The 26040-nt window shown below is 73.0% G+C and carries 15 protein-coding genes and 1 tRNA gene; 9 read left to right on the top strand and 7 right to left on the bottom strand.

The genetic code is table 11. The features are described from left to right. Window positions 1-58: 58 nt before the first annotated feature. Complete coding sequence (locus tag ACIQNG_RS05620) at window positions 59-3718, bottom strand: LamG domain-containing protein (RefSeq protein ID WP_401482733.1); 3660 nt, start codon at window positions 3716-3718, stop codon at window positions 59-61. 380 nt (window positions 3719-4098) lie between these two features. Here ACIQNG_RS05620 and ACIQNG_RS05615 point away from each other — a divergent pair, with 380 nt between their 5' ends. Continuing rightward, a complete protein-coding gene (locus ACIQNG_RS05615) occupies window positions 4099-4791 on the top strand; it encodes a hypothetical protein (protein ID WP_401482732.1) in 693 nt (230 codons plus the stop codon). Window positions 4792-5492: 701 nt separating this feature from the next. Here the strand turns inward: ACIQNG_RS05615 and ACIQNG_RS05610 are convergent. Further along, window positions 5493-5568: transfer RNA gene (locus ACIQNG_RS05610), tRNA-Arg, on the bottom strand. A 318-nt stretch (window positions 5569-5886) separates the two neighbouring features. Here ACIQNG_RS05610 and ACIQNG_RS05605 point away from each other — a divergent pair. The 7 genes from ACIQNG_RS05605 (at window position 5887) to ACIQNG_RS05575 (ending at window position 15587) form a co-directional block, all read left to right on the top strand. After that, window positions 5887-7494, top strand: coding sequence for a dynamin family protein (locus ACIQNG_RS05605; protein WP_401430669.1), 1608 nt, complete (start codon window positions 5887-5889; stop codon window positions 7492-7494). Between the two features lie 3 nt (window positions 7495-7497). After that, window positions 7498-9867: a GTPase gene (locus tag ACIQNG_RS05600; protein WP_401482731.1), complete on the top strand. Its 2370-nt coding sequence runs from the start codon at window positions 7498-7500 to the stop codon at window positions 9865-9867. A 333-nt stretch (window positions 9868-10200) separates the two neighbouring features. After that, window positions 10201-10734, top strand: coding sequence for a single-stranded DNA-binding protein (locus tag ACIQNG_RS05595; RefSeq protein WP_401482730.1), 534 nt, complete (start codon window positions 10201-10203; stop codon window positions 10732-10734). A gap of 323 nt (window positions 10735-11057) precedes the next feature. Next, window positions 11058-12473, top strand: a complete 1416-nt coding sequence (locus ACIQNG_RS05590) for a TQXA domain-containing protein (protein ID WP_401482729.1) — start codon at window positions 11058-11060, stop codon at window positions 12471-12473. Between the two features lie 362 nt (window positions 12474-12835). Then, complete coding sequence (ettA, locus tag ACIQNG_RS05585) at window positions 12836-14500, top strand: energy-dependent translational throttle protein EttA (protein WP_401430661.1); 1665 nt, start codon at window positions 12836-12838, stop codon at window positions 14498-14500. A 2-nt stretch (window positions 14501-14502) separates the two neighbouring features. Further along, window positions 14503-14913: an acyl-CoA thioesterase gene (locus ACIQNG_RS05580; RefSeq protein ID WP_401430659.1), complete on the top strand. Its 411-nt coding sequence runs from the start codon at window positions 14503-14505 to the stop codon at window positions 14911-14913. Next, window positions 14910-15587, top strand: coding sequence for a hypothetical protein (locus tag ACIQNG_RS05575; protein ID WP_401482728.1), 678 nt, complete (start codon window positions 14910-14912; stop codon window positions 15585-15587). Before ACIQNG_RS05580 ends, ACIQNG_RS05575 begins: the two co-directional genes overlap by 4 nt. 160 nt (window positions 15588-15747) lie before the next feature. Here ACIQNG_RS05575 and ACIQNG_RS05570 read toward each other — a convergent pair whose 3' ends face one another. From ACIQNG_RS05570 to ACIQNG_RS05555, 4 genes are all read right to left on the bottom strand, one after another. Beyond that, window positions 15748-16704, bottom strand: coding sequence for an ABC transporter ATP-binding protein (locus ACIQNG_RS05570; protein WP_401483040.1), 957 nt, complete (start codon window positions 16702-16704; stop codon window positions 15748-15750). A 44-nt stretch (window positions 16705-16748) separates the two neighbouring features. Further along, window positions 16749-19490 (bottom strand): FtsX-like permease family protein, encoded by a 2742-nt coding sequence (locus tag ACIQNG_RS05565; RefSeq protein WP_401482727.1) that lies wholly within the window; start codon window positions 19488-19490, stop codon window positions 16749-16751. Window positions 19491-19492: 2 nt separating this feature from the next. Then, window positions 19493-22783: an FtsX-like permease family protein gene (locus ACIQNG_RS05560; RefSeq protein WP_401482726.1), complete on the bottom strand. Its 3291-nt coding sequence runs from the start codon at window positions 22781-22783 to the stop codon at window positions 19493-19495. A 188-nt stretch (window positions 22784-22971) separates the two neighbouring features. Next, window positions 22972-23385, bottom strand: coding sequence for a globin (locus tag ACIQNG_RS05555; RefSeq protein ID WP_401482725.1), 414 nt, complete (start codon window positions 23383-23385; stop codon window positions 22972-22974). Between the two features lie 241 nt (window positions 23386-23626). On the opposite strand from ACIQNG_RS05555, the gene ACIQNG_RS05550 reads away from it, so the two are divergent. Continuing rightward, complete coding sequence (locus ACIQNG_RS05550) at window positions 23627-24610, top strand: methyltransferase domain-containing protein (protein ID WP_401482724.1); 984 nt, start codon at window positions 23627-23629, stop codon at window positions 24608-24610. Window positions 24611-24620: 10 nt separating this feature from the next. Here the strand turns inward: ACIQNG_RS05550 and ACIQNG_RS05545 are convergent, their stop codons facing one another. Continuing rightward, on the bottom strand, window positions 24621-25985 hold the full coding sequence (locus tag ACIQNG_RS05545; RefSeq protein ID WP_401482723.1) for an FHA domain-containing protein: 1365 nt from the start codon (window positions 25983-25985) through the stop codon (window positions 24621-24623). Window positions 25986-26040 lie beyond the last annotated feature (55 nt).

Below are 26040 nucleotides of genomic sequence, written 5' to 3'. Positions count from 1 at the left end.
GCGGATGTGCCGGTCCGCTGTCCGCGGCGAGGGCGGTGGACAGCGGACCGGGGGTTGGTCAGTAGCCGACGAGCGATTCCACTTGGGCGGCGTCCTTCACCGCGCCCGCCCACAGCCGGATGTCGGTGAGTCGACCGGGCAGGAAGTGGTTCCAGGAGCCGGTCCAGCCCTTGCCCACCGCGAACTCGCCACTGCCCGCGGACGCCGTGTACGCGATCGGGTCACCCTGGGGGCCACTGCCGACGTAGAGCGTGATGTTCCGGGTGTGAGCGTCATATGCCCCGACGAGACCGACTTCGGTGTCCATGACGGCTTCCTCGTCGCTCACCACCGAGGTACCGCTGCCGTCAGCCGTCAGGCGCCCGAAGTGCCATCGGGCCACCGGTACGTTCCGGACCACCGGGTTGCCCGCGTCGTCAAGAACCGGGTTGCCCTCGTCGTCCACCACCGGTTCGCTCGTCGTCCCGGTCTTCTCCACCCACAGGCTCCAGGACGATCCGCTCGCCGTGCGCTGGCCGAGCACCTGAGCCCGGTGGCCGACGGGCTGGTCGGCCAGAGTCCCGGACACCACGTCCACCTGGGTGGCCACGGTGAACGAACCCGAGTCCGACACCAGAGGCCGGGAAGCGATGGCCGAGCCCGTCGTGCCGTTGAGCGCCAGGGCTTCGCCGTCGAGCGACGCACCGGCGGACAGGGTCAGTTGATTGCCGTATCCGCTCAGGTCCGGCAACGTGGTTCCGGAGGCGCCGCGCGGAGCGTAGTGCGCCACCAACTCCGCGTACGCCTGCCCGTTCGCGTTCTTGAGGCCGGCCTCGCGCTCGATCTGCACCGAGTTCTTGACCGACTGCCAGACCGATACCTCGTCCACATCGCCGGCGAAGTGGCCGGAATAGGCACTCTTCGACTTGGCTCGACCGATCTGCAGCCCTCCGCCGGAGGCCCAGGCTCCTGTGGTGAGGCTGTCCTTGCCCTGCTCGGCACCGTTGACGTACAAGGTGAGTGTCTTGGCGCCGGTGTCCACGACCCCGGCCAGATGGGTCCACACCTTGGGCTGCGGAGCATCGGTGGAAGCGACGCGCTGATTGTCGATCGCGGTCGTGGCGGTGTCGGCGTCCGACAGGCGCAGGCACCATCGGTTGACGTCGGCGCAGTACCCCAGGAAGAACGGGCTGGACTGGGTGCCGTCCTGGCTCACCACCGTCTGGGTCGTGCCGGTCGCGTCCAGTCGTGCCCAGGCGGCCACGGTGTACGACGCCTGTGTCTCCAGCACCTTGCCGGGCGTCGCCGCGTAGGACTGACCGCTCAGCCGCAGAGCCTTGTCCTCGCCGGTGACACCGTTCTCGGTGACCACCCCGCGTCGGCCGGTGTTCACCCGGGTGCCACCGCTGATCGTCGCGTCGTCGCGGTAGGCGGCCTCGGGTGCCGAGACGTCCACCGCCGCACCGGACGCCTCATTGAACGTCCAGGCACCGACCGGGCCGTCGCTCTCCTTGACCAGGAAGCGGACAGCGTTCTCACCGCCCGCCCGCTCGGCGGCATCCTTGGCCTGGACGGACAGCGCCATGGTGCCTGAGTCGACGGGGGTGATCGTCTCCGTCACCGTCGCTCCGGACTTCCAGTCGCTCCATGCCTTGTCGGTCGACAGCTTGTAGCGGTAGGCCACATTCGTGTCTCCCGGGGCCGGTCCGAACGTCACTTTGCCCGGCACATTGGGACCTCCGGCCGGGGTGCAGTTGCCCGGCAGGCAGGCACCGTACACGGTGCTGAAGGTGATCGAAGGAGGCTTCGGACGGGTGCTGTCAACGGTGAAGTAGCAGTACGGCGTCCATCCGCTGGTCAGTTTGCTCGCTCCCTTGTCGTAATAGGAGCGGGTGACGGCTCGATAGCGGTACTGCTTGTGGTCGGTCAGCGTCGCGCTCCAGGTCTTGTTCTGATCGACTCCGTCGCCTGCATAACCCGTGGTGGGGCTCTCCGATCCGCTGGCCGGCTCCGGTGCGTCCGACCATGTTCCGTCCGCGTTCTTCACATCAAGGTCGAAGTACACCCGCAAGGACGCACCGCTCTCGCCTCCGGCAGCCGTTTGCGGTGTCGCCGCCAGATTGGGCCGCGTGTACGACCACATCGCCGGGGCGGACGAACTCTTGGAACAGATCCGGGTCGTGCCGGCCTCCAGGCCGTACTCGGTCGGGGTCGCAGGCTTCCCGACGTAATCCACCACGATCACGGCATCGTCGTCGAAGCGCTTCCAAGCGACGGGGTCCGACTCGTCCTTCGCCTTCAGCATGAGCGTCAGCGTCGAGAACTTGCCGTCGGCGAACGCCTTCACCGTCGGTGTGAGGTTCTCGTCCGGCTCGTCGGGGTTGTCGCGGAAGGCGATGGCTGACCGGGGCTGTGAGGGGGAGCACAAGCCGCCACGGCCCGCCGAGACATTGCGGTCACCCATCTGATCCCAGGAGTTGTCGCTCTTCGGCCCTCCGGGACCGGGCCACTTCGTGGACGACGAGATGCCGTCGGTGCGCTCCAGGTCCACCCAGCGCGCGTCGCACGAGAACGACCACGTCTCGGTGACTTCGAAGCGCGCGTCCAGGATGTGCTTGCCCTTGAGCCTGCCCGGCGTGAACTCGAAGTACATGCGATTCGTGTAGGCGCTGCCCGTGGTGCAGTAGTAGATGTAGCCGCCGATGACCGCGGAGCCGCACCGGCCGACACTCATCCCGTTCTCGCCGCCGGAGAAGTCGTAGAAGGAGTCCCCGTCCGAGGAGAGCACGGTGCGTTCGGACTCGTTCAGTTCCACGGAAGGGTCGATGTACAACGGGAGTTCGGCGCTTGTCGTCCCGGCGATGAGGCCGCTGTCCGGAGTGACGGTCACCTTGGACGGGCTCACGTCCACATCCATCACGGCGGACTCATCACCCGCCCCGGGTCCCGACAGCGGATCACCCTCACCCACCGGACCCGCGGGACGCTTCTCAAGGTTGCCCGGTGTCTCCTGCTGACCGGTCCGCGGGAGGGCTTCCACCGAGACGGTCTGCGGGCTGGGACCGGGCTGACCGGCGCCCGGTGTGTCGACGGCACCCGCTGAGTTCCACATACGGGCCGACGGCGAGCGGAAGACCACCTGGCCATTGCCGTCGAGGGCCTCCATACTGCCCGCGGCACCCTGCCGGACCTGCAAACCCGTTACGTCCATCGAGTACTCGATGGAGGCCAGGCGGGGGTCGTTGGCCGCCTGGAGGGTGGTGACCTCCAGAACCTGGCGGAAGCCCTCCACCGTGGCGGTGAGGATCAGGTTCACATCCGGGAGGACGTTCTCGTAGACGGCCTGCTGCCCGGAGAGGCGGGGCGTGGGCAGTGCGCCCGGCCAGCCCAAGGTCACCGACTGGCCCTCCTCCGCGATGGTCACCAGATCCTTGCCGTCCCCGCCGGGAGAGAAGGTGAGGTCAACGGCAGCGGCCTTCGGTTCGATCGTCCCGTCCGCCCGCTGCACCAGCGTGGCGTCCGGTGCTGCCCAGCCTCCGCCGGGCTTCTCCACACGTACGGGGACGATCGACTTCTCAAGGGTGAACGTTTCGCCATCCGGTGTGGCGAACACCGTTTCCCGCTCGGTGCGTTCGCCCACGACCTCGACTCGCTGGCCGGAGGCGACCGCATCCAGCTGTGCCTGCTGCGACTCCGAGAGACGGGGGGCGTCCGCGGCGGCTGCCGGCGCCGCGAACACGGGCAGTGAGGCGAGCGTCGTGAGTACGGCTGCCCATGCCAGGCCCTGCCGCGCTCTTCGACGGCGTCTTCGAGGCTCCCATGTCCCGGACACCACTCGCCCACCCCTCGTTCACTTGATCCACACAGATGAACGAATCTGACAGTCAACAATCAGTGACTGTCAAGACACCTGCCGCAACCGTTGTGGGCCTGACTCGAAGGCGTGGCCCATCCCGATGGACAAGCCCCTCAAGGCAGATGACTGCCCTGCATATCGATCAAGGAAGGGGTGATTCGGGCAGGTCGGACCCGCTGGGGCGAGCAGCACCGCCTCTGCCGCAAGGCGTCGAGACGTCTCGACGGAGGCCGTATGTTCGCGCCTTTCGGAGAGGTGGGTGCATGATTCGAATGCTCGTCAACGGACGGACGGGGACACTGGTCATGGTCGGCGCGGCCGTGATGGCCCTCGCGGGTTGCGGATCGGAGAGCGGGAGCGCACGGCAGGGTTCCGACAGACCCCCGAAGTCGAGCAGCGCTCCACCGGCAACGACCCAAGTGAAACTTCCGGAGCGCACTCTGAAGGCGCGCGATATCGAGCAAACGTTGCCGGACGCGAAGGACTTGCCAGGTTGGAAGACGGCCTTCGGGCCGCGGGCCACCCAAGGCAGAGAGGGATGCCAGGACCTCTTGCCCGGAGGTTGTCCAGGCACTGTTGCCAGCGGTGGATCCGACGTCACTCGCGGCAAGCGAACGCCGGAGGAATGGGTGAGGATCGGCTTCAACCTCTACTCCTCCCGGAGTGACCGGGCGGCGCACGACCTCTTCACGGAACTGCCCTTGCGGGGCACCGAGGTGAAACTCCGTAACGGTGTTCCGGCGGACGAGCACATCGCCACGCGCGAGAAGATGGATGAAACCATCGTGCTCGGCTCCAAGACCAGAGTCGATGACGTGCTCCTGTGGGTCTACGTCATGGGCTCGGAGCAGTCGGCCACCATCGAGCGCCTCGAATCGGCACTGCGCCTGACGTACGAGCGGCTGGAGCAGGCCAAGCATGGAGAAGAACCAAACATCAGTGCCACGATCGAGTGAAGAGAGGGCACTGGCGGGAGTTCCAGGGCCCCACCTGCTTCCGGCGGGGCCTGTCTGCATGTCACATTGTTCGAGCCCTGAGATGTTCACAGTCGGGAACGCGACACGATATGGCACCCACTCCTCTCAGGCGATCGGTCGGCGCTGCCTGCTGAACCGCGGCCTCGTCACGCAGACGCCGGGCTGGACCGGCCAGCGTCCGTGCCGCTGAAGCGTGCCCCGCGCCTCAAGGCGCCACCCTCCATGTGCGGGCCTCGGTTCCGGCCGGCACGGTTCGGGTCGGTGATGCGCCGCTCCCGCCGACCTGAGGGGGCGTTTCCCGTGGCTCCGCCCGCATCGGGCCGGCCCGTCGACCGGCTGGCCCGGGCGGCGTGACGTGGGTCGAGCATGCAGAGGCCGGCGAGGCGCCGCGCGGACCGTTCCTGACCCCCGCTCCTTGGCAGGACGCTTCGCGGGGGCATCGAAGGGCGCGGCATGGACAGCGGCGCGCAGGATCGTCCCGCTCCGTGCGGTGGGACCGGAGGGCCGCCTCGGAAACCCGATGCCGCGGGACGTGTAGGGGGGGCAGGCGCCCGTGGAAACCCGATCCTGACCGGTCTCAGTCGGACATTCGCCCTTGTGGAGGGGGCTCCCGTTTCCCGTCGGCGATCAGTCGAATCCGATCCGACCTGCGGAAACGCTGCCACTCTGGGGGAGGTGAGTGGCGCCCCCGGCAGGACTCGAACCTGCGGCCAAGCGCTTAGAAGGCGCCTGCTCTATCCACTGAGCTACGGGGGCCTGGTGTGGCCACTGTCGTGGTGCCCGGGTGTGGGCCGAACCGTGACGTTGCCGGGGACAAGGATAAAGCTCCTGGTTCCCTGTCCTTGCTGCTTCGCCTCCGTGGCTCGATGTGGAGGTTCGGTGAAGCGGTCCTGATAATCGCAGGCAGGTACGAATCGTGCAGCGCTTTTGGCGTCTTACGCCCCGGGTGTTGTGCACTCGTTATGCCTCGACAGTGACTGCTCCCCAGTCATCCCTTCCGTCCCTTCCGTCCGGTCGGCGCGCAGACATGCCAATATGCTTCAGAATTCCCCTAAAATTGGGCATTCTTCGCATGTGGTGACCTTGGACGTACGGCCTCAGCTGCTCGACGCACTCTCCGCCCTGCGCGACCGTGTCGCCGCCGCACGCTTCCCGCTGCCCCTGGCGGGGGCCCCACGGGCGCGTGCCAACCGCGACGAGCTTCTCGCGCAACTGGACGACTATCTCGTGCCCCGGCTGAGAGATCCCGAAGCGCCCCTCCTGGCCGTCATCGGGGGCTCCACCGGCGCCGGGAAGTCCACCCTCGTCAACTCGCTGGTGGGGCAGCGGGTCAGCGAGGCGGGCGTACTGCGGCCGACCACCCGGACACCGGTGCTCGTCTGCCATCCGGAGGACCATCACTGGTTCAGCGGAATGCGCGTACTGCCCCGCCTCACCCGCGTCTGGGTGCCCCACCAGGAACCCGGGGACGATCTCCTGCTCTCCGACGAGAGCCCCGCCCGCGTCCTGCGCATCGAGACCGCCGAGACCCTGCCCCCCGGCCTCGCCCTCCTCGACGCCCCCGACGTCGACTCCCTCATCGCCGACAACCGCGTCCTGGCCGCCGAACTGATCTGCGCCGCCGACATCTGGGTGATGGTCACGACCGCCGCCCGCTACGCCGACGCCGTCCCCTGGCACCTGCTGCGCACCGCCAAGGAGTACCGCGCCACCCTCGTCACCGTCCTCGACCGGGTACCCCACCAGGTCGTCGCCGAGGTCTCCCGCCAGTACGGCGCCCTGCTCACCAAGGCCGGCCTCGGCGACGTCCCCCGCTTCACCGTCCCCGAACTGCCCGAGTCGGCCTGGGGCGGCGGTCTGCTGCCCGCCAGCGCGGTCGCCTCCCTGCGCGCCTGGCTCGTCCACCAGGCCCAGGACCCCGGCTCCCGCCGCCACTCCCTCTCCCGCACCGCCCACGGCGTCCTGGACTCCCTCAAGGCCCGGATGCCCGAACTGGCCAGCGCCTCCGCCGCCCAGTACGCCGCCGCCCTCCGGCTCACCTCCGCCGTCGAGAGCGCCTACGACAGCGAGCACACGCGCGTACGCGGACGGTTGCAGTCCGGCGCCGTCCTCGCCGGCGACGCCCTCAAGCGCTGGCGGGCCTTCCCCCTCGACTGCACCTCCCCCGAACTCCTCGACGCCCTCGTGGAGAGCCTCAGCGCGCTGCTGACCTGCGCCGTCACCGCCGCCGACGAACGGGTGGCCGACGCCTGGCGCCGCGAACCGGCCGCCTGCGCCCCCGGACTCGCCGACCCCCCGGACCCGTCCGAGACCGCCGAGCACCGCATCGGCCTGTCCGTACGGCGCTGGCGCCGCGAGGTGGAGGAGTACGCCGAGGAGGAGGTACGCGACCTCGACCGCGGCTCCGCCTGCGACCCCGAGCAGATCGCCGCCCTGGTCGCCACCGCCCTGCTCGGCGGACGCCGCGCCCGCACCGCCGGGGAGAGCCTCGCCGAGCGCATCGGGGCGCACGGCGCGCTGCGGCTGCGCGACCGCGGCGGACGGCTGCTCGTCGAGTACGTCGACCGGGTCCTGCACATCGAACGCGAGCGCCGCCTCGCCCCCCTGGACGCCCTGGACGTCCACCCCGAACCCCAGGCCGAACTCATCGCCGCGCTGTCCGTACTGCAGAAGGAGAGGTGACCGGTGACCGCCGTCACTGACCAGGACCACACGGACCACGCCGATCCGGGGAAGCACACCGCCCCAGCCGGCGACGACGCCGAACACGCTGTGCCCGCCGACAGCCCCCAGCCCGCCGACAGCCCCCAGCCCTCCGACAGCGCCGAGCGCGCCGACGACCCCCCGGCCGCCGACAGCACCGAGCGCACCGAGCGCACCGAGGGTACGGATCGCACCGAGCGCACCGAGGGTACGGATCGCACCGAGGGTACGGAGGGTACGGATCGCACCGAGGGTACGGATCGCGCCGAGCCGGAGCGGTCCGGCCCGGAGCGGTCCGACCCCGCCCAGAAACCGCTCCCCACAGAGAGCGCCAACGGCACCAGGACCACCAAGACACCCAAGGCCGCCAGAACCACCAAGGCCGCCAAGAGCGACACCGGCGACGCCAAGGGCGGCGGAGCGGAACCCCGTGAGGAACGCCGCGCGGAGCCCCGTAGAGCCTCCCGCGACGAGCCGCGGACGGGATCCCGCCCCCGCCCCCGATCCGGCGAAGCCCCCCGATCCGGCGAAGCCCCCCGCACCACAGAAACCCCCCGCACAAAGGCGCCTACGGCTCCTCCTGCGGCCCCTCCCCGGCCCAAGACGCCTCCGAAGGCGGCCGGCGCGCGCGTGGAGGCGTCCGCCGGCCTCGTCTGGGACGACGGGCTGATCGCGCGGCGGGTGAACGAGGACGAGGGCGTGCCCCCGGCCCCGGTGGTGGCCGAGCCGCGGGGCGCGAGGCCGCTGCCGGTGACGCCGCTGGCGTTCGACGGACCCTTGCGCTCACGGCTGGACGCGCTGCGCGAACTGGTCGGGCTCTCCCGCACCCGGCTCGACAGCCGCACCCTCGCCGAGGCGGGCCGGGTGCTGGACGAGGCGTCGGCCCGGCGCCGACTCTCCGGCCAGCACACCGTCATCGCCCTCGCGGGAGCCACCGGCAGCGGCAAGTCCCAGCTCTTCAACGCGCTCGCCGGGGTCACCATCTCGGAGACGGGCGTACGACGTCCCACCACGTCCTCGCCCATCGCGTGCAGCTGGAGCGACGGCGCCGCGGGCCTCATCGACCGGCTCGGCATCCCGGGGCGGCTGCGCCGCAGGCCGGGGCACAACCCGGAGGCCGAGGCGCAGTTGCGCGGGCTGGTCCTGATCGATCTGCCCGATGTCGACTCGGCGGCCGTGGAGCACCGCGAGCAGGCGGAGCGGGTGCTCGCGCTGGTGGACGCCGTGGTGTGGGTGGTCGATCCGGAGAAGTACGCCGACGCCGTGCTGCACGAGCGCTATCTGCGGCCCATGGCCGGCCACGCGGAGGTCATGTTCATCGTCCTCAACCAGATCGACCGGCTGCCCGGCGAGGCCACCGAGCAGGTTCTGGACGATCTGCGGCGGCTGCTGGACGAGGACGGGATCGCCCTCGGCGAGTACGGCGAACCCGGGGCGAACGTCCTCGCGATCTCCGCGCTCACCGGCGACGGCCTCGGCGACCTGCGCGAGGCGCTGGGGCAGTTCCTGGCCGAGCGGGGCGCCGCCGCGCGCCGGATCTCGGCCGACATGGACGCCGCCGCGGCCCGGCTGCGGCCCGTCTACGCGACCGGGCGGCGCAGCGGGCTCAGCGAGGAGGCGCGGGACGAGTTCTCCGCGCGGCTCGCGGACGCGGTGGGCGCCACGGCGGCGGGCGAGGCGGCCGAGCGCGCCTGGCTACGCAACGCCAACCGCGCGTGCGGCACGCCCTGGCTACGGCTGTGGCGCTGGTACCAGGACCGGGGCGAACCGGCGACCGGCCGGCTGCCGCTCCGCTCGCCCGGCGACGAGGAGGCCACCGCGCGTCAGCGGGTCGAACAGGCGGTACGGACCGTCTCCGACCGGGCGTCCGCCGGGCTGCCCACCCCGTGGGCGACGGCGGTGCGGGAGGCCGCGACCCGCGGATCGCAAGGGCTGCCGGAGGCGCTGGACGAGCTGGCCACGCGCGCGGGACTGCCGCCGGGACGGCCGCCGCGGCCGGGCTGGTGGCCGGTGGCGGTGTTGGCGCAGGCGGCCATGACGCTCCTTCAGATCGTGGGCGGGCTGTGGCTGGTGGGCCAGATCACCGGGATGATGGCGCCCAACCTGGGGGTGCCGGTGCTGCTGATGGTGGCCGGGATCGTGGGGGGTCCGCTGGTGGAGTGGAGCTGCCGGCTGGCCGCCCGGGGGCCTGCCAGACGGTACGGGCTGGAGGCGGAACGCCGGCTGCGGGACGCCGCCGCCGGGTGCGGGCGGGCCCGGGTCCTGGATCCCGTCGCGGCGGAACTGCTGCGGTACCGGGAGGTACGGGAGCAGTACGGGCGGGTCGTGGGGGTGGGGATCGGAGGCCGCTGAGGCGGGGGGAAAGAGCGGGGCCGCTGAGGGCCCTGGGGGCTTCAGGGCCCTGAGGGTCCTCAGGGTCCTCAGGGTCCTGAGTGACCTGAGGGTCCCTAGGGTCCTCCCGCCCCCCGGCCCCGCAGGCGGAACCCCTCGTTCGGGTGGCCGAGTTGTCCACAGGCGGCCGGTGATCCACAGCTCTCGGCAGGCCCGGCCCGACCGCGGCAATCTGGTCTCGCGGCGATCGTCACGGAGGCGGTCGGCGCGGCAGAAGACCGCCGTACGGGACGGGCCCGTCGGCGTATCCGGCCGCCCGGGCCGAGCGGTGCGGGCGCGGGAGGGGTGTGGGGCATGAACGAGACGATCATCTGCGCGGTGGGCAATGTGGCGACCCGGCCGGTGTACCGGGAGTTGGCGTCCGGGCCGTCGGCCCGGTTCCGGCTCGCGGTGACCGCGCGCTACTTCGACCGGGAGAAGAAAGCCTGGTCGGACGGGCACACCAACTTCTTCACGGTGTGGGCCAACCGGCAGCTCGCCACCAACGCGGCGGCCTCGCTGGCGGTCGGCGACCCGGTCGTGGTGCAGGGGCGGTTGAAGGTGCGCTCGGATGTGCGCGAGGGGCAGAGCTGGACCTCGGCGGACATCGACGCGCTCGCCATCGGACACGATCTGGCACGCGGGACCTCCGCCTTCCGTCGCGGCCACCGCCCGGAGGCGGCCGGCCCGGACCAACCCCGGCCGGACGCGGAGTCAGAGCCGCACTCGGACTCGGGCTCCGACTCGGAGTCGGAGCCGGACTGGGAGTCGGAGCCGGACTGGGAGTCGGGGACGGCGGGGGAGGCCGGGACGGCACCGCCCGAGTCCGTACCGGCGGGGGTGACGTGATGTCAGCCCTCGTCCGGGCCTGAATTTCAGCTCTCGTCCTAGCCTGAGGCGTGGCGCGGCTTATCGGCGGGAACACCCGGAACCTGCGGGTGGATTTGTCGATAAGCCCAGCCCGGCGCGGCTCCGGCGGTAACGATTCCGAGTCGGATCGGTTGCCCGATGAGATCACGGGGAACAGCGGTGCGCCGCGGCCTCTTAGGATTTCGGGCGTGGCCTCTGAGGCTGCTGATTCTGCTGGTGGGACCGCATCCCCCCACTTCAAGGGGTCCTGCTCGAAAGGGAATTGGGTGTTTTCTTCGTACTGCGCGCCGCTCGTGTCCACCGTGCGCGGAAGAAGGCCGGTCCGTCCGGCCGCCGCCGCGCTGGTGTGCGGGCTCGTGGCCACCGGCGTGCTCACCGCCGCCGGACCGGCTGTCGCGGACGGGGCGGCACCCGGTCAGGGCAGGGCGGCACCCGGTCAGGGCGGGGCGGTCGCCACCGTGGGCGGTCTGGAGACCTACGGGGACGCGGTCTTCGAGGACGAGGACGGCGAGCACCGGATGCCCGCCGGCCTGTTCGAGATGTCCGTCGACGGCGGCGGAACCCTCCAGACGTACTGCGTCGATCTGCTCACCCCCACGCAGAAGGACGCCAAGTACCACGAGACCCCGTGGAGCGGCACCTCGCTCGGCGCCAACAAGGACGCCGGGAAGATCCGCTGGATCCTGCAGAACTCCTACCCGCAGGTCAACGACCTCACGGCACTCGCGCGCAAGGCGGGCATCCGCTCCGGCCTCACCGAACAGGACGCGGCGGCCGGGACCCAGGTGGCGATCTGGCGGTACTCGGACGGGGCCGAGGTCGACGCCGTCGACCCGCAGGCCGAGCGGCTCGCCGACTATCTGCACGACAACGCCCGCCCCGTGGCCGAGCCCAGCGCCTCGCTGACCCTGGAGCCGCCCGCGGTCTCGGGCCATCAGGGCGAGGCCCTCGGCCCGGTGACCGTACGGACGGGCGGCGCGGGCAGGGTGACCGTGGCCCCGCCCGCGGACGCCGCCACGTCGGGGGTGCGGATCGTCGACGAGGAGGGCGAGCCCGTCACCACGGCACGCGACGGCAGTCGGCTGTTCTTCGAGGTGCCCGCCGACGCCCCCGACGGCACCGCCGAGCTGACCGTGCACGCCTCCACCACCGTGCCGGTGGGCCGCGCCTTCGCCTCCGAGGGCCGCAGCCAGACCCAGATCCTCGCCGGGTCCAGCGAGTCCACGGTCACCGCGGACGCCAGCGCGGCCTGGGCGGAGAGCGGGCCGATCCCCGCGCTGTCCGCCCGGGAGAACTGCGCCGGGAACGGGGTCGACATCACCGCCGTGAACGCCGGCGACAGACCCTTCACCTTCCAGCTCATGGGCATCGAGCAGACCGTCCCGGCGGGCACCACCCGCACCGTGACGATCCCGCTCCTGGAGGACCAGGCGTACGACTTCACGGTCACCGGGCCCGGCGGCCGGGAGGAGCGGTTCAGCGGCGTCCTGGACTGCCTCACCCAGAGCGGCGACCGGGCCGGCGAGTCCACCCAGCTCCTCAGCGAGCCCAGCCCGGCCACCGTCGGCGGCACCTCGGAGGACCTGAACCTCGCCGAGACCGGCAGCTCGGGCGCCACCCCGCTGATCGGCGGCGTGGCCATCGGCCTGGTGGTGATCGGCGGCGCGGCCCTGATCATCCTCCGCGAACGCGAGAAGCGGACCCCCCGACAGGACTGAGGCAGCGGCGGGGCGACAACGCCACGGCGCCACGACGCCGACGAACCGCGCCGACGCCACGGCCCCGAGGAACCGCGCCGACGAAGCGCGCCAGCGAACCGCGCCAGGACCGACGTCCCTGCTCCTTGACATCTCCACAGCGCGCGACGCCACCTCACGGCGAGCCACGGTCCGACGACGCCCCGTCGCCGTTCTCGCCGTCCGCGCCGCCTCTCCGTCACCCCCTGTCGTCCCACGCGCCGCAGAAAGCCCAGGTCAGTACCGGTCGCCCATACGGGTTTCCGTCCGGGGGCGGCCGTCGGGCAAGATGGGGTGTATCTGCCCTGCCCACTGCCTGATTCCAAGCTGCCGGACGGTTTCCTTTGGCTGAGTTCATTTACACCATGCGCAAGGCGCGTAAGGCGCACGGCGACAAGGTGATCCTCGACGACGTCACCCTGAGTTTCTACCCGGGTGCCAAGATCGGCGTCGTCGGTCCGAACGGCGCCGGCAAGTCGACCGTACTGAAGATCATGGCGGGACTGGAGCAGCCTTCGAACGGCGACGCGTTCCTCTCGCCCGGGTACACCGTGGGCATCCTCCTCCAGGAACCCCCGCTGACCGAGGACAAGACCGTCCTGGAGAACGTCCAGGAGGGTGTCGCCGGGATCAAGGGCAAGCTGGACCGGTTCAACGAGATCGCCGAACAGATGGCGACCGAGTACACCGATGCCCTCATGGAGGAGATGGGCAAGCTCCAGGAAGAGCTGGACCACGCCGAGGCGTGGGACCTGGACGCCCAGCTCGACCAGGCGATGGACGCCCTGGGCTGCCCGCCCGGCGACTGGCCCGTCACCACCCTCTCCGGTGGTGAGCGCCGCCGCGTCGCGCTGTGCAAGCTGCTCCTTGAGGCGCCCGACCTGCTGCTGCTGGACGAGCCCACCAACCACCTCGACGCCGAGTCCGTGAACTGGCTGGAGCAGCACCTGGCCAAGTACAAGGGCACCGTCGTCGCCGTCACCCACGACCGGTACTTCCTCGACAACGTGGCCGGCTGGATCTGCGAGGTCGACCGCGGCCGGCTCCACGGCTACGAGGGCAACTACTCCAAGTACCTGGAGACCAAGGCGACCCGCCTCAAGGTCGAGGGCCAGAAGGACGCCAAGCGGCAGAAGCGCCTCAAGGAAGAGCTGGAGTGGGTCCGCTCCAACGCCAAGGGGCGGCAGGCCAAGTCCAAGGCGCGGCTCGCCCGCTACGAGGAGATGGCCGCCGAGGCGGACAAGATGCGGAAGCTGGACTTCGAGGAGATCCAGATCCCGCCGGGCCCGCGACTGGGCAGTGTCGTGGTCGAGGTGAACAACCTCAGCAAGGCGTTCGGCGACAAGGTCCTCATCGACGACCTCTCCTTCACCCTCCCGCGCAACGGCATCGTCGGCGTGATCGGCCCCAACGGCGCTGGCAAGACCACGCTGTTCAAGATGATCCAGGGCTTCGAGGAGCCGGACTCCGGCAGCATCAAGGTCGGCGACACCGTCAAGATCTCCTACGTCGACCAGAGCCGCGAGCACATCGACCCCAAGAAGACCCTGTGGGCCGTGGTCTCCGACGAGATGGACTACATCAACGTCGGCCAGGTCGAGATGCCGTCGCGGGCGTACGTCTCCGCGTTCGGCTTCAAGGGACCGGACCAGCAGAAGCCGGCCGGGGTGCTCTCCGGTGGTGAGCGCAACCGGCTCAACCTCGCCCTCACCCTCAAGCAGGGCGGCAACCTGCTGCTCCTCGACGAACCGACCAACGACCTCGACGTCGAGACCCTCTCCAGCCTGGAGAACGCGCTGCTGGAGTTCCCCGGCTGCGCCGTGGTCGTCTCCCACGACCGCTGGTTCCTCGACCGCGTCGCCACCCACATCCTCGCCTACGAGGGCGAGTCCAAGTGGTTCTGGTTCGAGGGCAACTTCGACTCGTACGAGAAGAACAAGATCGAGCGGCTCGGCCCGGACGCGGCCCGCCCGCACCGCGCCACCTACAAGAAGCTGACCCGGGGCTGACCTTGCGGCACATCTACCGCTGCCCGCTGCGCTGGGCGGACATGGACGCGTACGGCCACGTCAACAACGTGGTCTTCCTCCGCTATCTGGAGGAGGCCCGTATCGACTTCCTGTTCCGCCCGGAGAAGGACTTCCAGCAGGGGTCGGTGGTGGCCCGCCACGAGATCGACTACAAACGCCAGCTGGTCCACCGGCACGCCCCCGTGGACATCGAGCTGTGGGTCACCCGGATCCGGGCCGCCTCCTTCACCCTCACCTACGAGGTGAAGGACGCGGACGTGGTCTACGTCCGCGCGTCGACGGTCATCGTGCCGTTCGACTTCGCGGCGCAGCGGCCACGCCGGATCACCGCCGAGGAACGGGAGTTCCTGGAGGGCTACCAGGACGATACGGAGGAGGCCGTCGCCGCATGACGGCGCTCCACCTGGCCGACGAGGGGGAGGCCGCGGATCTCGCGGCCTTCCTCTCCCGGCTGCTCCACTACGACCGCTCCGCCGCGGTCCGGCTCCAGGCGTCCGGCACCACGCTCGCCGTGTTCGGCCGGCCCCCCTCCTTCGAGGTGCTGGCGATCCGCGCGGTACGGCTGGCCAAGCCGTACGAGGACGGGCTGGACGTCTCCCTGGACAGGACCGTGTCGGCGGGTGAGCTGCTGGAGTCCCTGGACGAGGCCGCGGCCACGGCGGCGGTGCCGGCCGCGGTGACCGGACCGCCGTGGGCCGGGGTGCTGCCCCCGCGCGGCGGCTGGCGGCCCGAACCCGGCCTCCCGGCACCGGAGCCGCTGCGCGCGCTGGTCGCCGCCGCGGTCACCGAGTTCAAGGCCCGTACGCAGGAACTGGCGCCCGAGCGCCGGATCCGGACCGAACTCGACCGGATCGGCCGGGACATCTGGTCCCGTACGGTCGGCGAGAGCGCCCTGCCCGTCCGGGCGGTGCACGCCGCCCAGTCCCTGGGCTTTCTGCGCCCCGGCGCCACGGGAGAGGTACGCCTCTTCTCGTCCGGCACATGGCTGCGCCTGCGGACGGCGTACGGATCGATCGCCGTCCGCCAGGTCACGGGCATCGCGGCCCTGGGCCTCAGCGTCCGCTGACCCACCCTCCGCTGACCCGCCCACCCCGCACCCTGGACCCCGGTCCCTGAACCCCGGGTCCCCGGTCCCTGGACCCCGGTCCCCGCACACCCGGTCCCCGGTCCCCGCTCCCCGCACCCCACCCCCGATCGGCGATCGGCGATCGACGCCCCGTCCCGCCTCAGCCCTGTCCGCTGTCGTCCGGCCAGATGGCGACGTGGTCCGGCTCCAGTTCCAGGGCGACGCGGTCGCGCATGCCGAGGGTGGCGGTGTAGTCGGCGGGGAGCTGGAGGCGGCCGGCGCGGTCGAGCATGGCGTACTCGCGGGCCACGACCGTCTCGTGCCCGGTGGTGGCGTCGATCTCGCTGCGGCGCAGCACCTCCGTGGAGGTACGGCCGTCGCGGATGGCGACGGTGCGGCGGACCTCGGTGGCGACGGCCTGGTCGTGGGTGACGATCACGATGGTGGTGCCGAGTTCCTCGTTGGCGTCGCGGAAGGCGGCGAACACCTGCTCGGCGGTGTGGGAGTCGAGTTCGCCGGTGGGCTCGTCGGCGAGCAGCACCGCCGGGTCGTTGGCGAGGGCGACGGCGATGGCGCAGCGCTGCTGCTGGCCGCCGGACATCTGGTGCGGGCGCCGGTCACGGCAGTCGGCGACCTGGAGCAGCTCCATCAGCTCCAGCGCCCGTCCGGTCTGGGCGCGGCGGCGCCGCAGGGAGCCGTTGAGCTGCATGGGGAGGACGACGTTCTGGGCGGCGGTGAGATAGGGGAGCAGATTGCGGGAGGTCTGCTGCCAGACGAAGCCGACGACGTCCCGCCGGTAGGCGAGCCGGTCCTTGGCGTTCATGGAGAGCAGGTCGCGGCCGGCCACCCGGGCGGCGCCTGCGGTGGGGGTGTCGAGTCCGGCGAGGATGTTCATCAGGGTGGACTTGCCGCTGCCGGAGGCGCCGACCAGGGCCATCAGCTCGCCCTCGCGGACCAGCAGATCGAGGCCCTGCAACGCCTGCACCTCGACACCGTCCGTGGTGAAGACACGGACCAGCCGGTCGCAGGAGATCAGCGCGTCATGGCCGTAGGCGAGGTTCTCGCGAGCGGCCTGCGCCTTGCGGGTGAGGTCCGTGAGGGTGGGGTGGGTGGTCATCGGGCCGGCTCCCTGGTGCCGTACGGGCGTGGTCGCGGTGCGCTTCATCGAGTGTCTCCCGCCCGCAGTTCGCCCACGGCCCCGCGGCGCCCCGTCCACCATGCCTGGACGGTGGCGACACCGACCGTGAGCAGCACCACGCCCAGTGCGGGCAGGGCCAGGGACAGGGCGTCCGCGCGGAGTTCGGCCGGGACGGCCGCCACCTGGTCGGCGGGCAGGGCGATCGCGGTGAGGTCGAGACCGGGGGACAGGAGCCGGATGGTGGCCCAGCCGGTCAGGGTGCCGCCGAGCACGGCGAGCACGGACTGCGGCAGGGACTCCAGGATCAGCAGCCGGCGGCCCTCGGCGCGGGTGAGGCCCATGGTGCGCAGCCGGGCGAGGAGCGCGGCGCGTTCCGGGGCGGAGCGCAGCAGCGCGAGCAGCAGGGCGAGGACGGCGAACCCGGCTCCCGCCAGCACGGCGGCCGTGTAGACGCGTTCGGCGCCGGACTGGAGCGGGGAGTCGACGAACCGGTCGCGTTCCTCGGACCTGAGCCGGACATGGGCGTCGCTGCCCGCGGTGGCCTCGCGCAGGGCGTCGCCGTCCGGGTCGCCGGTGGCGAGCACGGCGGTCGGCCGGGCCGCCTCGTCGCCGAGCCCGGCCCGGTCCACGACGAGGAACTCCGTGCCGGAGACGGCCGGTGTGCTCGCGCGGACCAGGGCGATCCGTACGGTGATCTCGCTGCCGTCGCCGAGCCGCACCGGGAACGGCCGGGTGCCGTACGCCTCGGCGACCACCGGGGAGGCCAGGGCGGGCAGCGGGTCGTCCGGGTCGGTCGGGCGGCGCACCTCGTCGGCGCCGAAGGCCCCGAGGCCGGTACGGTCGGCGAGGCCGGCGTAGGAGGCGATGTCCACGCCCGCGACCGGCACGGACTGCCGGCCGGCGTGCGGTTTGGCCTGGTAGTCGACGCTCATGGCGGTGGTGGCGCCCACCCCGGGCAGGTCGGCGACCCGGTCCGGCAGTCCGGCCGGGAGCGGGGCGATCCTCTCGACCCGGACGTCGGCGCCGACGGCGAGCAGGGCCGCCCGGTCCCGGGCGTCGTGCACGCCCGCGACGACCGAGCCGCCGAAGGCCGCCGTGGTCAGCGCGACCGACAGGGCGAGCAGCGGCAGCACGGCGGAGGCGGAGCCCCTGGCCGCGCGGGCCAGCGACAGCGGGCCGACCGTGCCGCGCAGCCGGGCCGCCGGGCGGGCCAGTGCGCGCAGCGGCAGCGGGTACAGGCGCAGCAGCACCAGTGCCGCGATCACGGCGACCAGTACCGGGGCCGCGGCGGCGAGTTCGGCACCGGCGGTGCCCCGGCGGCGCAGGGTGAGCACCGCGCCGACGGCCAGCACGACGAGGGTCAGTTCGGCCACCGTACGCCGCCGGGAGGGCCGTACGGAGGTCACGTCGGCGCGGGCGTCATGCACCCGGACGGTGCGGTGGGCGGCGAGGGCGCGCAGCGGGAGCGCGAGGACGGCGACGGCGGTGACCACGGCCGCGGCGAGCAGCGCGGGCAGCCGGCGGCCCTCGGGGGCGAGCAGCAGCGCGGCGCCGAGCCCGACGGCCCCGGCGGGCACCGCGACGACCGCCGTCTCGCCGGCCAGGCGGGCGGTGAGGCCGCGCAGGGAGGCGCCGCGGGCCCGCAGCAGGGCGAGTTCGGTGCGGCGCCGGTCGGCGGCGAGACCGCCCGCCATGACCAGGACCACGGCGGCGACGGTGCCGGCGCCGACGGCCGCGACGGCGACCAGCGGGCTGACGCCGGAGCGCAGCCGTTCGAAGCCGGTGAGGACCTCGTCGAGATCGGTCCGCACCTCGGTGCGCTCGTCGGTGACGGACCGTACGGCGCGCAGCCCCGGTCCTGACTCCAGCGCGGCGACGGCCGAGCGCAGCCCGGACAGGCTGTGCGAGCGCAGGGGAGCGGTGGCGGGGGCCAGATGCCAGTAGCGGGACAGCTCGCCGGGGACGCCGAGCAGGGCGGGGGCGGCCTCGGGGGCGAGGTGGAGGGCGCCGAGCCAGTAGACGAGGCGTTCGGGGCTGTTGGGGACGGTCATCAGGGCCGGGGTGCGCAGCAGCGGCACGGTCGACCAGTAGGCACCGCCCGGGTCCCGGGGGGTGAAGACGCCGGTGACGCGGACGGCGAGGGGTGCGCGGCCCTCGCCGGGGACGTGGATCACCGAACCGGGCGCGATGTTCATGTTCTCGGCCGTCTCGGCGCTGACCGCGGCCTCCACCTCGGGGGTGTCGGCGGTCACCGGCGCGGTGGACGCGCGCGGCAGCCGGCCCGCCGTCAGCGTGGAGTGGTCGGCGAGACCGGACTGCGCGGCGAGGACGACCTTCGCGGGCAGTCCGCTGGGCTGCGGGATCCACTTCTCGGGCACGGCCAGCGCCTCGGTGGTGCGCGCGCCGTACGACGACTGCCGCGGATCGGCGGCCAGCGGCTCCCGGACGGCCTCGCCGACCTGCTCGAACTGCCGGGCCAGCGTCTTCGGCCGCAGCGCCCGCGCCCGTTCGGCCGGGGACAGCGCGCCGTCCGGCTGCGGTGCCGACACCTGCACGGTGGAGCGGTCGGCGCCGGAGGCGTCGAGGGCCCGGCGCAGTCCGTCGTCCTGGTACTGGTCCACGGCGCGGGGGAACGCCGCCGCGAGCCCCGCCGTCAGCGCGACCAGGAGCGCCAGCGCCCAGGCGGCGGCGGGCGCGGCCCGCAGCCGGGTGCGGATCCAGGGGGCGGCGAGCCCCCGCCCTCGACCGGAGCGACCGATGCCCATGGTCACTCACCCCCCTCGCGCAGCGCGGCCACCGGATCGGTTCGTCTCAGGGCCAGGGCCGCCGTGACCAGCAGCGGGGTCACCGTCACGGCCGCGAGGAGCACGGCCACCCGGCCCGGCGGGAGTTCGACCAGGACCTCGGGGACGGGGCGGGTGGCCCGGGAGGTCAGCACGATGAGCGGGATGACGGTCCGGGCGAGGACGACGCCCAGGACCGCGCCCACCAGCAGCGCCAGCCCGACCAGCACGCCCTGTTCGGCGGCGATCGTCCGGGCCAGTCTGCGGCGTGGGGCGCCCAGCGCGCGCAGCACCGCGAACTCCGCGTCCCGCTCCCGCAGGGACCCGGCCGCGCTCACCGCGAAGCCCACCGCGGCCAGCGCCGCCGCCACCCCCGCCGCCGCGGTGAAGGCCGCCTCGGGTCCGGCGCCGAACGGGTCGTCGCGCAACTGGGCGGCGATCTCGTCGCGCACCACCACCTGGCCGGGGTCCAGGTCCGGCCGGGCCCGCAGTGCGGCGGCCACGGCGGCGCCGTCCCCGGGGGCGTCGGTGCCCAGCCACCATTCGGTGGGCATCAGGGCGGATCCGTACCGGTCGTGGAGCAGTTGGTTGACCGCCCGCAGGTCGACCAGGAGCATGCCGCCGTTCTTGTCCTCGGGCGTGGTCGGCAGCCCGGGCACCGCCCGCACGATCTTCACCGGCAGGGTCTCCCCGCCGAGGGTGATGTCCACCCGCTGCCCGGCGCGGGCGCCGGTGGAGTCGAGATAGCGGTCGGTGGCCACGGCCAGCAGCGGCGCCGGCTTCGGCTGCGCGACCTGGAGCCGTACCGTCACGACGACCGCGTAGCTGAACTCGTCGTAGCGGTATCCGGTGCTGTAGGTGGCGGACGGCGGTGCGTGGGAGGCCAGCTTCGGCGGGGTGGGCGCGCTGTCGTCCTCGGGGTCGGTGGCCAGTTCGTCGTCCGCGCTCGCGCCCTCGGTCTTCGCCGTCCACTCCTCGGGCAGCGCTATCGCCTCGCGGGTGCCGTCGGCGGCGGTCGCGGCCAGCTCCCGCAGGGTGAGCCGGTGCCGCTCGGGCGCGCCGATCGGCTGTGAGGCGGCCGACTCGACGGTGGTGAGGGTGAGCGGGCCGACCGCGCCCCGCAGGTCGGCGGTGAGCACATGGGGGCGGCCGTCGGCGGGCAGTTGACCGACCGGGACGTCGTACGGCGTCCCGCCCGCGTCCACCACCGTGACCAGCACCTCGGCGTCGGCGCCGCGGGCCCCGCCGGACAGGGACGCGGTGACCCGCAGTTCGGTCGAGCCGTCCGGGATCACCGCCCCGGCGATCCGCTGCTTCGGGGCGAGGGCGGAGAGCAGCCGGTCCACCGGCTCGGGGGAGAGGTCGGAGCGCATCAGGACGGAATCGGCGGCCTCCCCGGTGTCCAGGGCGAGCACGGTGCCGGTCCGGTTCCCGGACAGGGACTGCTCGCCGCGGGACGCGGGGGCGACCGAGGCGACGCCGGGGAGCCGGCCGTAGGCGACCGCGCGGCCCGGCTCCGGCTCACCGGCGGCCAGCACCCGCACCGGAGCGCCCGCCCGGAAGTCGGCCTGGTCGTCCTGCGACCGCTCCCACGAGGCGCCCTGGCCGATCGCCAGCATGCCCAGCGCGAGGGCGAGCACCAGCAGCAGCACCGGGCCCGCGCCACGCATCGGGCGACGGCTGAGCTGCCAGCCCGCGAGCGCGGCGGCGAGCCCGCGCCCGCCGGTCGCCCGCCGCTCGGCGAGCCGGGCCACCGGCGGCAGCAGCCGCAGCGTCAGCACGGTCCCGGCGAGCAGCGCCAGCGCGGGCGCCGCGACCAGCAGCGGATCCACGCCCAGGTGGCCCGCGCGGTCGTCGGCGACGACGCCGGACGTCTGCCCGGAGAGCTGCCAGTACGCGACCCCCGCCACCACCAGCAGCGCCAGGTCCGCGCCCGCCCGCACCACGCCCGGCAGCGCCCGCGGCCGGCCGGCCCGGAAGCCCACCGACGCCAGCGCGGGCAGGGTGACCGCGAGCGCGCAGCCCAGCGCCACGCCCGCCGCGACCAGCCACACCCCCGGATCCCCGGCGCCCGACACGTCCAGCCGCAGCCCGATCCGGTCCAGCGCGCCCTGTCCGGCCAGCAGCCGGGTCAGCGGCCCGGCGAGCAGCGGTGCGACCAGCAGCGCGGGCACCGCGATCAGCAGCGACTCCATCGCGGCGTGCAGCGCGACCCGGGCGCGGGAGCCGCCGCGGGCCCGCAACAGCCGGGTCTCGCCCGCGCGTTCGGCGCTCAGCAGCCGCGCCACCAGCAGCAGCGCGCAGCCCGCGAGCAGCACCAGCTGAAGGGCGACGATCAGCAGGGTGGAGCGGGACACCAGCAGGGAGCGCTCGATCCGGTCGAGCACGGCGGGCAACCCGGTGCCGGCGGCGGTGGTGCCGCTCAGCTCCGGCTTGCCGCGCAGCCCGGCCGCGCCGGTACGGGCGGACTCGCGCAGCGCGTCGATCCGCGCGGTGGTCAGCGCCGAGTAGTCGGCCGTCGCCAGCCACCCCGACTGCCCCGCGCTCACCGCACCGGCGGTCACCGTCTCCCGGGCGGCGAGCAGGGGACCGTACGTCGTGAATCCGCCCTGCTTGATGCCCCGGCCCTGGAGGTCGTCGAGCTGCCAGTACGGTGCCGAGGGCGTCGCCGGCCGGTAGACACCGGTGATCAGCACCCGGACGTCGGGGCCGCTGAGGCGGTTGGTGAGCGAGAGCCGGTCGCCGGGCTCGATACCGAGCCGCTCGGCGGCGGTGTGGGGGACGGCGGCCTCGATGACAGCGTTGCCGTCACCGGTTCCGGACGCGGACGCGGCCGTTGGCGGCGTGCCGGAGTCCATCCGGACCTGCGCCGGGTCAAGGGCGGCGAAGTGGGTCAGATCGGGTTCGCCGGCGGGTCCCGCCGCGTCCTTCGGCCGCAGCGCGGCGGGCAGCGCGTAGGGGCCCGAGCGCTCGAAGGTCCGCACGGTCACCGGCAGTCCGTCGAAGGTCCGCCGCGCGGCGTCCCGCACCGCCCGGTCGGCGGCGGCACGCTGCTCGGCCGTCACATCGGCCTTGACGATCAACGCGGTGTCGGCGGCGTTGCGTTCGTCGCGCAGGGAGTGCCGCAGGGCGGCATCGCCGATGGCGCCCGAGTAGGCGGCGAGCGTGGCCAGCACGGCCGTGGTCAGCAGTACGGTCAGCAGAGCCGCGGCCAGCAGCAGACGGTGCGCCCGTCCACGCAGCAGCACAAATCCGACAGCCCCCGTGATGCCCACCCGGCTCGCCCCTCGCCGTCGTCCCCCTGAGAGGTCCGGAGCCATGGCCGGACCACCGGTGATGTTGTCAGAGGGGCGGGGTCACAGGTAAGCGTCAGCGAACCGGCCTTGACCGGATTGTGACCGAAAATCGGCGAAGAGCGCCCGGAATCCGAGCTTCAGTGCAGGGGCGAGCCGGAGTACGGCTGTCAGCCAGGGGTGTTGACCATCGCGGCGGCGGCGTACGTCAGGTAGTCCCACAGCGTGCGCTCGTGCTCCTCGGAGAGCCCCAGCTCGTCCACCGCGACCCGCATGTGCTTCAGCCACGCGTCGTGCGCGGCCCGGTCCACGGCGAACGGGGCGTGCCGCATCCGCAGCCGGGGGTGGCCGCGGTTGTCACTGTAGGTGGTCGGACCGCCCCAGTACTGGATGAGGAAGAGAGCGAACCGCTCCTCGGCCGGTCCGAGGTCCTCCTCCGGGTACATCGGCCGCAGGACCGGATCCTCGGCGACTCCCTCGTAGAAACGGTGGACCAGGCGGCGGAAGGTCTCCTCCCCACCGACCTGCTCATAGAAGGTCTGCTCCTGAAGCGTCCCGCGCCGAATCTCTTTCACGCCGTCCATGGTCTCAGACGGCCCGACGGAGGACTTGAGACTTAGGTCCCGTCGTTCGGATCATCCCGGCGTCGCGTCCCGAGGTCCAAAGGCCGACGCACACCGGATGCGCGGCCCGTGACCACCCGACTCCCGTCGGTCAGCACCCCGGGGCGGTGCTTCGCGTCCGTCCCGCCGGGCCCGTGGACTCCGCCGCTCCTTCGGGTGACCGCTGCTCGCTTCCCGCGGGGAATCGCCGCACAGTGGAGCCATGGGCGCGCACGTTCCCGGTCGGGAGACGGAGGACCTCGCCGCGGCGGCGCGGGAGACGCTGGTGCGGGAGATCGACGCGAGCGGTGCCTGGGCCGCGGACCCCGTCTGGCGGGAGGCGTTCCTCGCCGTGCCCCGCCACCTCTTCGTGCCGTACTACTACATCGGCTCCGTCGGCGGCTACGCACGCTGCTGGGGCGAGAGCGCCGACCCGGTGGCCCGCGAGCGCTGGCTGATCGGCGCCTACGCGGACAGCCCGCTCGCCACCCGGCTCCGCGACGGCGAACTGCTCTCCTCCAGCAGCCAGCCCTCCCTCATGGCCCGCATGCTCACCGAACTGCGGGTCCGGGACGGCGACCGCGTCCTGGAGATCGGCACCGGCACCGGATACAACGCGGCCCTGCTCGCGCACCGCCTCCGCGACGACTCCCTCGTCACCACCGTCGACCTGGAACCGGAGATCACCGACGCCGCCCGCGGCCATCTCGCCGCCGCCGGACACCACCCCACCGTCGTCACCGGCGACGGCTTCCGCGGAGTGCCCGAGCACGCGCCCTACGACCGGATCATCGCCACCTGCGCCCTGTCCACCGTCCCGCGCGCCTGGCTCACCCAGTGCCGCCCCGGCGGCCGGATCCTCACCCCGCTCGCCACCGGGCTGATCGCGCTCACCGTGACCGACGCCGACCACGCCGAAGGACGCTTCCTGGACACCCCCGCCTACTTCGTGCCCCTGCGCGGCGCCGCTCCGCCCGAGCGCGAGCCGCAACTCGGCGGGGTACCGCGCCGGGGCCGTGAGCACGACCTGTACCGCTTCCTGATCGCGCTCACCCGCTCCGGTCCCGGCCCGCAGGAGGCGTACGCCCTGTGGGAGCAGGAGGGCCGCCCCGAGCGGGAGCGCTACGGCATCACCCTCGCCGGTGACCAGGCGTGGGCGTGGCTGGACGACCCGGAGGGCCCCTACGTCTGGCCCCTGCCGGGTTGATCAGCGGCGCTCAGCCGCGTCGGACGGTGATCGTCGTCCAGGCGCCCACATGCACCCGGTCCCCGTCCTGGAGCGGCACCGGCACGAACGGCTGGATGGGCTCCTCGGAGCCGTTCACCGTCGTCCCGTTGGTCGAGTTCTGGTCGACCACCGCCCAGGTGCCGTCCGGCTGCTGCACCAGCATCGCGTGCGCGTGCGAGACGCCCGGGTCCTCCGGCGGCACCGACAGATCGATGTCGGGCGTCTCGCCGGTGGAGTGGCGGCGGCGGCCGATGGTGATCTGGTTGCCGGTCAGCGCGCGCTGCTGCTCCGGCGAGTACGCGGGCAGGTTCAGCCCCGCCGCCTCCGGGCCGGAGCGCTGCATCATCGCCAGGAAGTAGTCACGGTCCGGGCCGATCGTCGCCGTCCAGGTCATCGGACGCTGTGGCGCGGGCGGGGCCTGGGTGGCACCGGGCTGGGGGTAGCCGTAGCCGCCACCACCGACCGGACCGCCGGGGCCCGCGGGGCCGCCCGGGCCGCCGTGTGCACCCGGGTTGCCGTGTCCACCAGGGCTGCCGTGTCCCCCGTGTCCGCCGTGTCCGCCGGGGCCGGTCGACGGCGGGGAGATCACCCAGTCGTCCTCACCGCCCCCGAACTGCGGACCACCGGCCGGCTGCCGGGGGAAACCGGGGGAGGCCGGAGGCGCGGGCGGTCCCGGGGGGCCGGGCTGCTGGAACGCCGACGGGACACCGCCGGTCACGGCCGGACCGGGCGGCGGCGGAACGGGCGAGCGTGACGGATCCCCGCCGAAGGGGCCGCCGGGGCCAGGAGGTCCGCCGTGTCCACCAGGGCCGCCGAAGGGGCCGCCGGGGCCCTGCCCCGGACCGGCGCCGGGTCCGCCCGGGCCGCCCGGGCCACCCGGCATCCCCGGGCCTCCGGGGGCTCCCGGCGGGCCCGGGCGCTGGCCGGCGGGGTCACCGTAGGGGCCGCCGGGCGGGATCGGCTCGGCGGGCCGGTTCACCTGCGAGGGGCGTGAGCCCTGGTAGTCGTAGGAGTCCGGACCCCCGCCGTACGTCGGGCCCGTCTGGAAGCTCGGGGGCGGGCCGCCGCCCGGCGGCCGGGTCGCCGCCGGGGTGTACGACGTCGCGGTGTTGGTCAGGAAGTTCCACCGGCACTCCTCGCAGAACGGCGCGGCCCCCTCGCGGGGCGTGCGGCACTGCGGGCAGAACTCGGGCTGGCGGCCGGCGGGCGCGCCCTGGCCGGCGGGCGGCGGGAAGCCGTACCCCCCGGGCGGTGGCGGCGGGGGAGGCGGGGGCACGGCACCGGCCATGCGGTGACCGCAGACCTCGCACCAGTCCTCGGAACCCGACTGGTGTCCGTTCGGGCAGGTCGGCATGTCGGCGCTTCCCCCTCTCCTGTCCGGCCGTACGGCCGGTTTCTCCCACCCCGAG

Source organism: Streptomyces sp. NPDC091377, from assembly GCF_044757045.1.
Lineage (GTDB): Bacteria > Actinomycetota > Actinomycetes > Streptomycetales > Streptomycetaceae > Streptomyces.
This window is presented reverse-complemented; position numbering and strand designations above follow the sequence as displayed.

What these genes read in the sequence shown, in the direction of transcription:
- ACIQNG_RS05545 (WP_401482723.1), bottom strand. Translation starts at nt 25,985, where the DNA reads ATGCCGACCTGCCCGAACGGACACCAGTCGGGTTCCGAGGACTGGTGC.
- ACIQNG_RS05570 (WP_401483040.1), bottom strand. Translation starts at nt 16,704, where the DNA reads ATGACCACCCACCCCACCCTCACGGACCTCACCCGCAAGGCGCAGGCC.
- ACIQNG_RS05565 (WP_401482727.1), bottom strand. Translation starts at nt 19,490, where the DNA reads ATGGGCATCGGTCGCTCCGGTCGAGGGCGGGGGCTCGCCGCCCCCTGG.
- ACIQNG_RS05575 (WP_401482728.1), top strand. Translation starts at nt 14,910, where the DNA reads ATGACGGCGCTCCACCTGGCCGACGAGGGGGAGGCCGCGGATCTCGCG.
- ACIQNG_RS05550 (WP_401482724.1), top strand. Translation starts at nt 23,627, where the DNA reads ATGGGCGCGCACGTTCCCGGTCGGGAGACGGAGGACCTCGCCGCGGCG.
- ACIQNG_RS05615 (WP_401482732.1), top strand. Translation starts at nt 4,099, where the DNA reads ATGATTCGAATGCTCGTCAACGGACGGACGGGGACACTGGTCATGGTC.
- ACIQNG_RS05555 (WP_401482725.1), bottom strand. Translation starts at nt 23,385, where the DNA reads ATGGACGGCGTGAAAGAGATTCGGCGCGGGACGCTTCAGGAGCAGACC.
- ACIQNG_RS05595 (WP_401482730.1), top strand. Translation starts at nt 10,201, where the DNA reads ATGAACGAGACGATCATCTGCGCGGTGGGCAATGTGGCGACCCGGCCG.